13 protein-coding genes and 1 tRNA gene are annotated in these 13,145 nt (G+C 68.1%); 6 read left to right on the top strand and 8 right to left on the bottom strand.

Features of this window, described 5'->3' with window-relative positions; translation table 11 throughout:
- Window positions 1-27: 27 nt before the first annotated feature.
- Both ACXYX3_RS22505 and ACXYX3_RS22500 read left to right on the top strand, forming a co-directional pair.
- Complete coding sequence (locus tag ACXYX3_RS22505) at window positions 28-699, top strand: mammalian cell entry protein (RefSeq protein ID WP_241203530.1); 672 nt, start codon at window positions 28-30, stop codon at window positions 697-699.
- Window positions 699-1,193 (top strand): mammalian cell entry protein, encoded by a 495-nt coding sequence (locus ACXYX3_RS22500; protein ID WP_221351489.1) that lies wholly within the window; start codon window positions 699-701, stop codon window positions 1,191-1,193. Before ACXYX3_RS22505 ends, ACXYX3_RS22500 begins: the two co-directional genes overlap by 1 nt.
- Here ACXYX3_RS22500 and ACXYX3_RS22495 read toward each other — a convergent pair.
- Both ACXYX3_RS22495 and ACXYX3_RS22490 read right to left on the bottom strand, forming a co-directional pair.
- Entirely contained in the window at window positions 1,180-2,658 is a 1,479-nt protein-coding gene (locus ACXYX3_RS22495; protein WP_221351487.1) for an alpha,alpha-trehalose-phosphate synthase (UDP-forming), read from the bottom strand. The genes ACXYX3_RS22500 and ACXYX3_RS22495 overlap by 14 nt on opposite strands.
- Window positions 2,658-2,822: a hypothetical protein gene (locus ACXYX3_RS22490; protein ID WP_172835593.1), complete on the bottom strand. Its 165-nt coding sequence runs from the start codon at window positions 2,820-2,822 to the stop codon at window positions 2,658-2,660. The genes ACXYX3_RS22495 and ACXYX3_RS22490 overlap by 1 nt, the downstream gene beginning before the upstream one ends.
- A gap of 111 nt (window positions 2,823-2,933) precedes the next feature.
- On the opposite strand from ACXYX3_RS22490, the gene ACXYX3_RS22485 reads away from it, so the two are divergent.
- Complete coding sequence (locus tag ACXYX3_RS22485) at window positions 2,934-3,764, top strand: SDR family oxidoreductase (protein ID WP_221351485.1); 831 nt, start codon at window positions 2,934-2,936, stop codon at window positions 3,762-3,764.
- 6 nt (window positions 3,765-3,770) lie between these two features.
- Here ACXYX3_RS22485 and ACXYX3_RS22480 read toward each other — a convergent pair whose 3' ends face one another.
- From ACXYX3_RS22480 to ACXYX3_RS22465, 4 genes are all read right to left on the bottom strand, one after another.
- Window positions 3,771-4,892, bottom strand: coding sequence for an XdhC family protein (locus tag ACXYX3_RS22480; RefSeq protein WP_458609071.1), 1,122 nt, complete (start codon window positions 4,890-4,892; stop codon window positions 3,771-3,773).
- Between the two features lie 29 nt (window positions 4,893-4,921).
- A complete protein-coding gene (locus ACXYX3_RS22475; protein ID WP_458609070.1) occupies window positions 4,922-6,913 on the bottom strand; it encodes a DUF4185 domain-containing protein in 1,992 nt (663 codons plus the stop codon).
- Window positions 6,914-7,086: 173 nt separating this feature from the next.
- Window positions 7,087-7,161: transfer RNA gene (locus ACXYX3_RS22470), tRNA-Thr, on the bottom strand.
- 28 nt (window positions 7,162-7,189) lie between these two features.
- Window positions 7,190-7,924, bottom strand: a complete 735-nt coding sequence (locus tag ACXYX3_RS22465) for a hypothetical protein (RefSeq protein ID WP_241203525.1) — start codon at window positions 7,922-7,924, stop codon at window positions 7,190-7,192.
- 95 nt (window positions 7,925-8,019) lie between these two features.
- On the opposite strand from ACXYX3_RS22465, the gene ACXYX3_RS22460 reads away from it, so the two are divergent.
- Window positions 8,020-8,736: a response regulator transcription factor gene (locus tag ACXYX3_RS22460; protein WP_241203524.1), complete on the top strand. Its 717-nt coding sequence runs from the start codon at window positions 8,020-8,022 to the stop codon at window positions 8,734-8,736.
- Window positions 8,714-10,216: a sensor histidine kinase gene (locus ACXYX3_RS22455; RefSeq protein WP_241203523.1), complete on the top strand. Its 1,503-nt coding sequence runs from the start codon at window positions 8,714-8,716 to the stop codon at window positions 10,214-10,216. The genes ACXYX3_RS22460 and ACXYX3_RS22455 overlap by 23 nt, the downstream gene beginning before the upstream one ends.
- Here ACXYX3_RS22455 and ACXYX3_RS22450 read toward each other — a convergent pair.
- Window positions 10,209-10,613 (bottom strand): HIT family protein, encoded by a 405-nt coding sequence (locus ACXYX3_RS22450; protein WP_241203522.1) that lies wholly within the window; start codon window positions 10,611-10,613, stop codon window positions 10,209-10,211. The genes ACXYX3_RS22455 and ACXYX3_RS22450 overlap by 8 nt on opposite strands.
- A gap of 28 nt (window positions 10,614-10,641) precedes the next feature.
- On the opposite strand from ACXYX3_RS22450, the gene ACXYX3_RS22445 reads away from it, so the two are divergent.
- Window positions 10,642-12,303: a long-chain-fatty-acid--CoA ligase gene (locus ACXYX3_RS22445; protein WP_458609069.1), complete on the top strand. Its 1,662-nt coding sequence runs from the start codon at window positions 10,642-10,644 to the stop codon at window positions 12,301-12,303.
- Here the strand turns inward: ACXYX3_RS22445 and ACXYX3_RS22440 are convergent.
- The gene (locus ACXYX3_RS22440) at window positions 12,293-13,126 is read right to left on the bottom strand and encodes an SDR family NAD(P)-dependent oxidoreductase (RefSeq protein WP_458609068.1); all 834 of its coding nucleotides are present in this window, start codon (window positions 13,124-13,126) and stop codon (window positions 12,293-12,295) included. The two genes, ACXYX3_RS22445 and ACXYX3_RS22440, sit on opposite strands and share 11 nt — an antisense overlap.
- Window positions 13,127-13,145 lie beyond the last annotated feature (19 nt).

The raw sequence follows: 13,145 nt of genomic DNA, 5'->3' as shown, positions 1-13,145 counted from the left end.
GAGTTGGTAGAAGCCAGTCCGCGTGAGGTGAGCCGGCCCCCACGGCGTCGCGCCTCCCGCGCCGCCGGGCCCGCCACCGGTGCCGAACCGGAGGCCCCCCTCGCGGTGTTCCTCGACACCCCGGGCACCACGACGGTCCGCCGTCCGGTCTCGGTGTCGGCGGCTCCGCCGCCCCGTCGCCGGGCCAACCGCGGCCTCGTCGCGCTGGTGGCTCTTCTGGCACTGGTCGTCCTGGCCGGTGCGCTGGGCGGTGGGGTGGCGTGGATGCTGCACGAGCAACGCGCCCAGGAGGCGGTGCTGGCACGTGACCAACGGTTCGTCGACACGGCGTCACAGCTGGTGGTCAACATGTTCAGCTATACGCAGGACAACATCGACGACAGCGTGAACCGATTCGTCAACGGCACCAGCGGACCGCTGCGCGACATGCTCAGCCAGGGCAACAACGTCGACAACCTCAAGGCGATCTTCCGCGACACCAACGCCAGCTCCGAGGCCGTCATCAACGGCGCCGCGCTGGAAAAGGTCGACCCGATCAGTGGTAACGCCTCGGTGCTGGTATCGGCCCGGGTGACGGTGACCGACATCGACGGCACCAACAAGCCGTCGCAGCCCTACCGCATGCGGGTGATCGTGCACGAGGACGACAACGGGCACATGACGGGCTATGACCTCAAGTACCCCGACGGCGGCAACTGATGGGGAACGGGATCTCGCGGCTGATCGCCGCCATCGCCGTGCTGTTGTCCCTCGGTGTGGCAGCACTCGGCGGCGTGGGCGGTTGGCTCTTCTGGGACAGGGTGCAGCTGCAGGGCGAACAGGCTGCTCGCCAAGAGCTGGCTCCGCTTGCCCAGCAACAGATTCCACAGGTGTTCGGGTACGACTACCAGACGGTCGAGGGCAGCCTCGGCAAGGTGTACCCGCTGCTGACACCGAGCTATCGCCGGGAGTTCGAGGACCGCGCCGTCAAAGACATCATCCCGCAGGCGCGCGATCGCCAACTGGTCAGCCAGGCCAACGTCGTGGGCGTCGGAGTTCTCGAGGCGCAACGCGATTCGGCGTCGGTGATGGTGTACATGAACCGCACCGTGACGGACAAGTCCCGTCAGCCCATCTACGACGGCAGCCGGCTGCGTGTCGATTACCAGAAGATCGACGGCAAGTGGCTGATCAACTACATCACTCCGATCTAGAGTCGGCCAAGGCGTCGAGGAAGGACCGCGCCCAGCGGTCCACATCGTGGGCGAGCACCTGGCGGCGCAGTGCCCGCATCCGGCGCCTGCCCTCCTCCGGAGTCTGTGTCAGCGCCGCCTCGATGGCGTCCTTGACGCCTTCGAGGTGGTGGGGGTTCGTCAGATAGGCCTGCCGCAATTCGGCTGCCGCCCCGGTGAACTCACTCAACACCAGAGCGCCGCCGAGATCGCTGCGGCACGCCACGTACTCCTTGGCCACCAGGTTCATCCCGTCGCGCAGCGGGGTGACGAGCATGACGTCGGCGGCGACGTAGAAGGCGATCAGGTCCTCCCGGGGCACAGGGCGATGCAGGTAGTGCAACACCGGGTGCCCGACCTGTCCGTACTCGCCGTTGACGTGCCCCACCTGACGTTCGATGTCCTCCCGCATCGCGATGTAGCTCTCGACCCGTTCACGGCTCGGCGTGGCCAGCTGCACCAGCACGGTGTCCTCGGGGTCGATACGGTCTTCACCGAGCAGCTCGGAGAACGCCCGCAGACGGACGTCGATGCCCTTGGTGTAGTCCAGTCGGTCGACACCCAGCAACACCTTGCGCGGGTTCCCGAGCTCGGCGCGAATCTCTCTGGCGCGCTGGCGGATCCGACGGGTGCGGGCCTGCTGATCGAGGTCACCGGAGTCGATGGAGATCGGGAACGCGCCGACCTTGACGGTGCGGAATCCGACGAAGACCTCCCCGAATCGGGAGCGGACACCGACGTTGCCGCGGGAGGTGTTGGCGCCCACGAGTCGGCGCGACAGGATCAGGAAGTTCTGCGCGCCGCCTGGTAGGTGGAAGCCCACCAGGTCCGCACCGAGTAGACCTTCGATGATCTCGGTACGCCAGGGCATCTGCATGAACAGTTCGACCGGCGGAAAAGGGATGTGCAAGAAGAAGCCGATGGTCAAGTCGGGCCGCAGCATCCGCAGCATCTTCGGCACGAGCTGCAGCTGGTAGTCCTGCACCCAGACGGTGGCGCCCTCGGCCGCGGTCCGGGCCGTCGCTTCGGCGAATCGGCGGTTGACCTCGACGTAACGGTCCCACCACTGCCGGTGGTAGATCGGTTTGACGATGACGTCGTGGTACAGCGGCCACAGGGTCGCGTTGGAGAACCCCTCGTAGTATTCGGCGACGTCGTCGGCGGACAGCCGCACCGGCACCAACGTCATGCCGTCCTGCTCGATGGGCTCGTCGAAGCTGTCCGGGTCGTCGGCCTCTTCGGGAACCCCGGGCCACCCGATCCAGGCGCCGCTGCGCCTGCGCAGGAGCGGCTCGAGCGCGGTGACCAGCCCTCCGGGGCTGCGCTTGTATTCCGTGGAACCGTCGGGCCGGCGGACGATGTCTATGGGTAGACGATTGGCGACGACGACGAAGTCGGCCGACGCAGCCGAGCCCGAGCGGTCGTCTGGGCCGCTCGGATCCGGCATTATGCGTCGAGCTTCGCCGGTCCGATGCCGAGCATCGACAGGAAGACCCGGCATTCGTCGGCGTCGGTGGCGTAGGCGGCGACCACGCGTCGCGCCTGGCGCTCGGTGCTGTCGGCGATGGGCTCGACGTCGCCGATCTCGGCGGGGTCAGGTTTGGCAGGCATGGGGACAACTGTAGCCAATGCCGGGGCCGGAAGCCGAAGCCTGTTCGCGGCCTCCTCCGGTGCCGTATAACTGGAACACGTTCTCGTTTTGGTGTCGTGGAAGGTGTACGGATGCAACTCTCCGATGCAATGTTGTCCGGGCGAACGGTGCTGGTCACCGGCGGGGGCAGCGGAATCGGCAAGGGGGTGGCGGCGGCCGTCGTGGCCGCCGGCGGCAACGCGATGCTGATGGGTCGGAACGCGGACAAGCTGGCCGCCGCCGCGGAGGAGATCGGCGGCGCGGTGCGTTATGAGCCGGGTGACGTCACCGACGAGGACGAGGTGGCCCGCACCGTCGACGCCGCGGCGGCGTGGACGGGGCGGCTGGACGGTGTGGTGCACTGTGCCGGCGGCAGCGACACCATCGGCCCGATCACCCAGCTGGACTCCGAGGCGTGGCGGCGACTGGTCGACCTCAACATCAACGGCACCTTCTACGTCCTCAAGCATTCGGCGCGGATGATGGTGCGCGGCGGTGGGGGATCGTTCGTCGGCATCTCCTCGATCGCGGCGAGCAACACCCACCGCTGGTTCGGTGCGTACGGGGTGTCCAAGGCCGGGGTGGACCATCTGATGCAACTGGCCGCCGACGAGCTCGGCCCCTCGCTGGTGCGGGTGAACTGCCTCCGGCCGGGCCTGATCCGCACCGATCTGGTGGCGGCGATCTTCATGTCACCGGAGGTGAGCGGCGACTACGCGGCGGCCACCCCGCTCCCTCGCCCCGGCGAGGCCGAGGATGTGGCCAACGCGGCGGTGTTCTTGCTCAGTGATGCTTCGAGCTACATCACCGGACAGCTGATCAACGTCGACGGCGGCATGATGCTGCGCCGGGGACCGGACTTCTCGGCGATGCTGGAACCGGTCTTCGGCGCCGACGGGCTGCGCGGCGTCGTCTCCGAGTAGCAGCCTCTACCGCTCGTGGTGGATGCGACCGTCCGTCTCGGTGAGCGGCCGCCCCCCACCGCCCCAGCGGGAGGCGATGATCTCGGCGGCGATGGACACCGCGGTCTCTTCGGGGGTCCGCGCGCCCAGGTCGAGCCCGATCGGGCTGGACAGCCGGCTCACGCCGTCGTCGGTCAATCCCGCGTCCCGTAGGCGGCGCATCCGGTCCTCGTGGGTACGGCGCGATCCCATCACGCCGACGTAGCCGACCTCGGGGAGCCGCAAGGCGACCTCGAGCACCGGAACGTCGAACTTCGGATCGTGGGTGAGTACACAGATCGCGGTGCGGGCGTCGAGGGCGCCACGCTCGGCCTCCCCGGCCAGGTACCGGTGGGGCCAGTCCACCACCACGTCCTCGGCAGCGGGAAACCTTGCCGCGGTGGCGAATACCGGACGGGCATCGCAGACAGTGACACGGTATCCGAGCAGCGCCGCCTGGGCGGCGAGTGCGGCCGCGAAATCGATCGCACCGAAGATGATCATTCGTGGCCGCGGCGCATGGCTGGCTACGAAGACTTCCATCCCGACGTCCTGGCGCTGCCCGTCCGGCCCGTAACTCAGAACGCCGGAGCGGCCCGCGGCCAGCAGACCCCTGGCGTCGTCGACGATCGCGGCATCGGCTCGTCCGGATCCGACGGAGCCGTCGGCGAAGTCCGGCCCGACGACGATCCGCCGCCCCCACCACTCGGAGTCGGGGTGGTCGATGACGGTCGCCACCGCCACCGCCCGGTGCTCCGAGATGTCGTCGGCGACCGCCTGCAACTGGGGAAAGGTCAGCCGCGACACCGGTTCGGTGAAGACGTCGATGGTGCCCCCGCAGGTCAATCCGACGGCGAAGGCGTCGTCGTCGCTGACGCCGTAGCGTTGCAACTGCGGGCGACCGCTCGCCACGACCTCGCCCGCTGCCTCGTACACCGCCGACTCGACGCAGCCGCCCGACACCGAGCCCGCGACAGCTCCGTCGGGGGCCACCACCATGGCCGCACCGGGTGGGCGCGGGGCCGAGCGCATCGTGCGGACGACCGTCGACAGTCCCGCGGTGCCGCCGGTCCGCCAGACGGCCAGCAACTCATCGAGCACGTCGCGCACGTGCGCAGTATAAGGCTGTGGCCGACCGGTCACACCTTGGTCAGGTCCGTGTGCATCAGCATCACGTTGTAGCTCGACCACAGCGAGAGGTTGAAGTACAGGTCCGACCCGGTGCCCTCGGTGGACGGCGACCAGGGGTGCAGCATCGGTGCGTAGATGCCGCCGGGCTGCTGGGTCATCAGGACCGTCGCGTCCGACCAGACGCCCTCGGGGGTGTCCGCGGTCCGCATCACGATGCTGTTGTTCTGATCGCCGTAGAGCACGATGTACTTGCCGAGATAGTCGTTGTACTGCACCGACATTTCGCTGACCGTGTACCCGGGTTTGGTGAAACCCAGGAAACCGCCGGACTTTCCGATGATCGCCGTGGCCGCCGATGGGTTCCCCTTCACCCAGCCGGCCGGCGAGCTGCCCAGCCAGCTCTTCTTCGCGGCTTTGTAGTACTCGTATTTCGACGGGTCGAGGATGTCTTCGGGTGCGACGCGGGACAGGTACGCCGCGCCCTGGCGGCCGTTCGGTGTGCCGTACACGTAGATGTAACCGTCGTCGCCCTTGACGAACGCCGACTGTTGAAAGTTCTTGTTGCCACTGAGGAACGAGTTGTAACGAATGCTGTTGGGATCGATGGTGAAGTTCTCGCCGTTGTCCACCGAGTACCCGATGGCCGAGTAGTTGGTGGTCCACCTACCCGCCGAACCCCACTTGCTGACCGACATGTAGCTGACGTACTGGATGGTGCCGAAGGGGGTGTCCTCGGTGACCGGCACGTTGACCGAGACGCCCGCGGTCGGGATCATCGTCACCGAATTCGGCAACCACCTCTGGGGGTTGATGATTGGGCGCGCATTCACCGGGCCGTCCAGCGGTGCACCACCGAAGTAGTTGCCGGTGAACCACTCTCCGTTGGGGATCGTGATGCCGTCGCTCAGATCGCGGTCCGAGCTGCGGAACAGCGTGTTGAAGATGTGCCGGCCGGTCATGTTGGCTCCGCTGAACGTGTCGCCGACAGCGATCAGCACCTGGTGCTCGTTGTAGGGGGTGGACGGGTCGTCGACCATGCCGTTGTCCCACATGGTGCCGACGTCGGTGCCCCAGACGCTGAACCGGTCCACCGTGTTGGCCTTCAACGGATCACCGTAGGAGTAGCCGCCGGTCACCCAGCTGACGAAGTTGGTCGACGGGCTGACCTGAGGATTCAGCCACGGCGAGTACGGCGTGATCGCCGCGGCGGCCAGCGAGGTGTCGGTGGTCAGGCTCGCGGTGGCGACGCGGGTCGTGCGCGCAGCCGACAGCGTCTCGAGCTCGCGCCGCGCGGCCGACATCAGAGCCCACAGGAATGGCGGCGCAGCCGTCTGGCCCTGGCCGGGATCGGCCTTCTGGTGTGCCCAGTCGACCATGCTGCGAGCCACCTCCACGACGGCCTTGACGACGGGTCGATCGATGGGGCGTTGCGTCTGAGGCGCTTGCGGGGCGGGCTGCGATGCTGACCGCAGCAGCGTCAGCCGTGAGGAGGTGCGCGGCGGTTCGGCAGGGTCGGGTGAGACGACCTCGGCGGGACGGGCCGACCGGGACGGCGTTGCATCCGCAGTATCGGGGGTCTCGGGTTCCGACACCGACGTCTCGGTCGCGTGGTCCCGCGCACTCTCGGACTTCTTCCAGGTCGGCCGGGATGTCCGCTTCGTGGCCGGTGTCGTGGTCGTCACCGCATCGGCGTCGGAGTCGGCCTTCTCGGAGGTGTCCGACGTGTCCGTCTTCGTGGGCTTGTCGGCCTTGCCGAAGCGACGTGGCCTCTCCGCGCGGTCGGCTCCAGTCGAGGTGGTGCGGGCCTTCGGCCCCGCGGCGGCCGAGGATTTTCCTCCCGACGAGGCCGACGAGGCCGACGATCCAGAGGACGCCGAGGGTCCCGCCGATCCCGACGAGGAGGTGTCATCGGCCCAGGCCTGACCCGCGAACACCGCCGATCCGATACCCAGGGCGACGGCCAGGGCGCCGACGCGGCCGATGTGCGCTGCGGAACTCAACAGAAAAGCCCTCCGAAACCGGTCTCTCGTCCCCCGACGTACGCGTCATTCAAGCGCATCGTGCAGGAGTCGGCCAGCAAAAGGGTGTAACGGTCCCGTTTTCGTTTCGCGACTGTGATCGTTGGCTTTTCCAGATCGGCGGGGGACGACTGCAAATCTGGACGCCGCACGCGTGGAGCCCCCTGTCAGGATTGAACTGACGACCTACGCTTTACAAGAGCGTTGCTCTACCGCTGAGCTAAGGAGGCGTGGAAAGCCAGCTTAACGGCTGTGCGGTCACTCCTCGACATCGATCACCCTCTGCGGCGTCGCCGGTCGCGCCATGAACCGGGCCCGCGGGCGCCGGCCCGGCAGCGGGATGCGATCGGCGATGTTGCTCAACGGGTTCACCACCTGGCTCAACACGATCACCGCCTCGCGCAGCGCCTCGATCGTCGGCTCGAGCGCCTCCAAGCCCGGGGACAGCCGGTTCAACGTGTCCGCAACCGTCGCCAGCTGCTCCAGCGGGCCGTTGCGCGCGGTCAGGGTGTCCACGACGCCGCCTTCGGCGAACAGGCGGTCGGCCACGCCGTCCTCGGCCAGCAGCCGGTCCACGAGACCGTCCTCGGCGAGCAGCTGATCGACCAGCCCGCCGGGCGCGATCGCGCGCATCAGCCCGCTGTCCTCTTCGGTCAGCCGCTCCAGCGCGCCGCCGGGGGCCGTCAACCGGTCCACCACACCACCCGGCCGCAGCAGGCGGTCCAGTGCACCGTCGGGGGCCAGCGCCCGGCCCAGCGGCTGGTCCTCATCCATCAGGCGTGCGAGCCGGTTGGCCCGCTCCACGGCATCCTGCACGCCGATCATCGCGGCGAACGAGGTCGGCGGCTGACGGACGCCGCTTCCCGGTTCGCCGAGCGCTTTGCGGGCGATGCCCAGTCCTCCGCCGGCCATCCCCAGACCGGCGTCGGCCACGGCCAGACCCACCCTCACCGGCGTCAACGCGAGATCGCTGAGGGATTTGCCGAGGTTCATGCGATCCAGTCTAGGAACAGCGCAAGAATGAACTCACAGGAACCACACAGCGAGCGCGCAGCAGTTTTCCAATTCATGGGATGAAACTGAGGACCATGGCCATGCCAGTGCAGGACAACATCCCGGAAGCTCGCATCCTCGTCGTCGACGACGAGACCAACATCGTCGAGCTGCTGTCGGTGAGCTTGAAGTTTCAAGGCTTCGAGGTCCACACCGCGTCCAACGGTCCGGCCGCCCTCGACCTGGCCCGCGAGATGCGCCCCGACGCGATCATCCTCGACGTGATGATGCCCGGCATGGACGGCTTCGGATTGCTGCGCCGGCTGCGCGCCGACGGGATCGAGGCGCCGGCGCTGTTCCTGACTGCTCGTGATTCCCTGCAGGACAAGATCGCCGGGCTGACCCTCGGCGGCGACGACTACGTGACCAAACCGTTCAGCCTCGAAGAGGTGGTGGCGCGGCTGCGGGTGATCCTGCGCCGCGCGGGCGGCGGGGTGCAGGAGCCGCGCACCTCACGGCTGAAGTTCGCCGACATCGAGCTCGACGAGGACACCCACGAGGTGTGGAAAGCCGGCGAGCCGGTGTCGCTGTCGCCCACGGAGTTCACTCTGCTCCGGTACTTCATCATCAACGCCGGCACCGTGCTGTCGAAGCCGAAGATCCTCGATCACGTCTGGCGGTACGACTTCGGCGGCGACGTCAACGTCGTCGAGTCCTACGTGTCGTATCTGCGCCGCAAGATCGACACCGGGGACAAGCGTCTGCTGCACACCCTGAGGGGTGTGGGGTATGTACTTCGCGAACCCCGGTGACAATGGGGGTGTGCCCCAGATCAGACGCGGGATCCCGCTTCGGGTAGGACTGGTCGCAGCGATGTTGCTGCTGGTCGGTTGTGGTCTGCTGGCGTCCGGCGTCGCGGTGACCACGATCATGCATCACACGCTCATCAACCGTGTCGATGACACGTTGCGGGATGCCTCCCGCGGCTGGGCGCAGGTGCCCAGGCAGTCGCCCGCCGATCCCGAGGACCAAGGCCCCAACCCGGGCCGGCCCCCGTCGGACTACTACGTGCGGGTCATCGAACCGGGCGGCACCGCGTGGGTCGCGGTCAACGACCGCGACGCCGAGCCCGCCCTGCCCGCCGACAACGACGTCGGTCCAGAACCGGTGACGGTCGGCAGCGTCGGTGACCCTGCGGCGGAATGGCGCGCGATGACCGTGCCGGGCACCGGAGGTGAGCTCACCACCGTCGCGATCGACCTCTCCGACGTGAAGTCCACGACCCGCGCCTTGGTCGCCGCGCAGGTGGGTATCGGTGTCGCGGTGCTGCTCGTGCTCGGCATCGTCGGGTACGCGGTGGTGCATCGCAGCCTGCGCCCGCTCGCCGAGGTCGAGCAGACCGCCGCCGCGATCGCCGCGGGGCAGCTGGACCGCCGCGTTCCCGAACGGGATCCCCGCACCGAGGTCGGCCGGCTCTCCCTGGCCCTGAACGGCATGCTGGCGCAGATCCAGCGCGCGATGGCGTCGTCGGAGTCCTCGGCGGACCAGGCGCGCGAGTCCGAGGACCGGATGCGCCGATTCATCACCGACGCCAGCCATGAACTGCGCACACCGCTGACCACGATCCGCGGCTTCGCCGAACTGTATCGCCAGGGTGCGGCTCGGGACGTGGAGATGCTGATGGGCCGCATCGAAAGTGAATCCCGGCGGATGGGCCTGCTGGTGGAGGACCTGCTGCTGCTGGCCCGTCTCGACGCGCAGCGGCCGTTGGAGCAGCGCCGCGTGGATCTGCTCGCCCTCGCCAGCGACGCCGTGCACGACGCCCAGTCCATCGCGCCGCGCCGGCCGATCCGCATGGAGGTGTTCGACGGCCCGGGCACGCCGGAGGTACTCGGCGACGAGGCGCGGCTGCGTCAGGTGCTCTCCAATCTGGTCGCCAACGCGCTCCAGCACACGCCCGAGACGGCCGCGGTCACGATCCGGGTCGGCACCGACGGGGACTCCGCCGTCCTCGAGGTGCGCGACGAAGGGCCGGGGATGAGTGTCGAGGACGCCCAGCGGGTGTTCGAACGCTTCTACCGTGCAGACTCCTCGCGGGCGCGCGCCAGCGGCGGGACCGGCCTGGGGCTGTCGATCGTCGACTCGCTGGTCTACGCCCACGGTGGCACGGTGGGTGTGACCACCGCGCCGGGACGGGGCTGCACGTTCCGGGTCAGCCTGCCCCGCATCGCGGAGGCCGCCGAAGCCACCGAGGGCCGGATGCCCGCCTCGGTCGACGCCCCGGTCAGCTGAGCTCGGCCAGCGCCGCCTTGATGCGGCGTTGCGCGTCGTCGAGCGATTCCGGCGACGGATCGTTGTCGACGTTCGCGAACCCAAAGTCGGCCAGGTCGCGTGCCGGGAAGACGTGCACGTGCAGATGCGGCACCTCGAGACCGGCGATGATGACACCGGAACGTTCGGTGTCGAAGGCCTTACACACCGCCCTGCCGATCAGCTGACAGACTTCCATCACGCGGGCGAACTCAGCGGCGTCGATGTCCTGCCAGTTGTCGATCTCGGCGCGCGGCACCACCAGCGTGTGGCCTGGGGTCATCGGCTGGATGGTCAGGAACGCCACCACGTCGTCGTCTTCGTAGACGAATCGGCCCGGCAGCTCGCCGTTGATGATCTTGGTGAAGACGGTCGCCATGGCACCGAGCATTCCATAGCCTGGCCGCATGCTGGGTTTGATGCAGGACCGACCACTGTTGATTTCGTCGCTGATCGACTACGCCGCGGCGTTCCACGGGGACGCGGAGATCGTCTCGCATGTGCCTGAAGGTCCCAAGGGCACTGTGCGGCGTTCGTCGTGGCGTGAGGTCGGCGAAGTGTCCAAGCAGGTCGCCAACGCGCTGAGCGAGTGGGGCGTGGAAGCCGGCGACCGCGTCGCCACGCTCGCCTGGAACAGCGACCGCCACCTTGCGCTGTACTTCGGGGTATCGGGGTCGGGCGCGGTGATGCACACGGTCAACCCGCGGTTGTTCCGTGAGCAGATCGCGTACATCATCAACCATGCCGAAGATCGAATTCTGTTCTTCGACATCACGTTTGCGTCGCTGGTAGCGGAGCTGGCACCCGAGCTGACCACCGTGGTCACCTATGTCGCCATGACCGACCGCGACCACATGCCCGAGGTGCCCGGGTTGCCCGAAGGCGCCCTGCTGTGCTGGGACGACGTCATCGGACGCCAGTCCACCCACTACGACTGGCCGGAGTTCGACGAGCGCAGCGCGTCGTCGCTGTGCTACACCTCGGGCACCACCGGTAACCCCAAAGGTGTTCTGTACTCACATCGTTCGACGATGCTGCACACCCTGATGGCCGCGGCGCGCGATGCCAACGACGTGCACAGCGGATCGGTGATCCTGCTCGTGGTGCCGATGTTCCACGCCAACGCCTGGGGCACCCCCTACACCGCCGCGATGGTGGGCGCCAAGCTGGTGCTGCCCGGTCCTCACCTCGACGGCGAGTCGGTGTATGAGTTGATGAAAGCCGAAGGGGTGAACCAATCCCAGGGTGTCCCGACGGTGTGGATGATGCTGTTCTCCTACCTCGACGCCCATCCGGAGATCGACCCCCACGAACTCGGGCTGCGCATCGCCGGCACCGGCGGAGCGGCGCTGCCGCTGTCTATGATCGAGCGCTTCGAGAAGGACTTCGGCGCGCAGGCCATGCAGGGGTGGGGGATGACCGAGACCTCCCCGCTGTGCGTGATCGGCCGGCTGCTGCCCAAGCACGAGGGACTCTCCCCGGCCGAGAAGAACCAGATCCTGCTCAAGCAGGGGCGGGGCATCTGCGGGGTCGAGTTGAAGATCGTCGACGACGAGGGCAACCGGTTGCCCTGGGACGGTAAGGCTTTCGGTGAGGTGTGGCTGCGCGGGCCGTGGATCGCCAGCGGCTACTACCGTGGCGAGGGCGGGGAGAAGCTCGACGCGGAAGGGTTCTTCCCGACCGGCGATGTGGCGACCATCGACCCCGACGGCTACCTGCAGCTGGTCGACCGCGCCAAGGACGTGATCAAGTCCGGCGGCGAGTGGGTGAGCTCGATCGACCTGGAGAACGCCGCGCTGGGCCACCCGGCGGTGGCCGAAGCCGCGGTGATCGGGGTGCCGCACCCGAAATGGCAGGAGCGGCCGCTGCTGGTGGCCGTGTTGCGCAAGGGCCACGACGCGACCCGGGAGGACATCCTCGAGTATCTGGCCGGTGAGGTCGTCAAGTGGTGGCTGCCCGACGACGTCGTCTTCGTCGACGAGCTGCCCCACACCGCCACCGGCAAGATCCTCAAACTCGAGCTGCGCAAGCAGTACCGCGACCACGAGCTGCCCGGCGTCAGCTCCTGACGTGCTCTGAGACTTTCTGGGAGATCTCGGCCACGGTCCACGGCGGTGAGTCGTGGTGGTCGCGATAGGCCACGATCTGCGGGGTGGGCCGGTCGAAGCGGCCGACGAATCCGCCTGCGGCGATGAAGATCTGGCCGGTGATGTCGGCGGCGCGGTCGCTGACCAGATAGGCATACGTGGATGCTGCGTACTCCGGCGGCGCGGCGTCCAGTGCGCCGGCCATGCTGACGTCGTCGAGCAGACCGCGCCGGTTCAGCTCCACGATGTGCGCCTCGTAGTCCGGTCCGCTGGACAGACGCGTCTTGGCTCCTGGACACACCACGTTCGCGCGCACCCCGTGTTCGGCCAGTTCGGCGGCGATGGCCAGGGTCAGGCTGTTCACGGCGCCTTTGCCGGCCGGGTATCCGGTACCGCCGTAGTCGCCGAGGAACGCGAACGATCCGGTGTTGACGATGGCCCCCGAACCTTGTCGCGCCATCAGCGGCGCCGCGGCCCGGCAGGTCTGGAAGACCGTGCCCAGGTGGGCGTCGAGCAGCTCCTGGAATTGCGCGGCGGTGACGGTGAGGATCGACGATCCCGCCGGTTCCGCCGTGCCGGCACAATTGACCAGGATGTCGATGCGGCCGAATTCCTGCACACACCGTGCGATCAACGCGTCCGCGATCGCGGGGTCCGCCGGCGAGCCGGCACACCCGAGGGCCCCGCTGATACCGCCCGCCGCCTCGTCGACGGCGTCAGGATCCCGGCCGTTGACGACGACGCCGGCGCCGAGGTCGGCCAACAGGGCCGCCACCGCCCGCCCGATCCCGCGCGTGCCGCCCACGACGACGGCAGCGCGACCG

The organism is Mycobacterium sp. Panama NTM2, assembly GCF_054355555.1.
The sequence above is the reverse complement of the archived record's forward strand: the minus strand, read 5'-3'. Positions and strand labels throughout refer to the sequence as shown.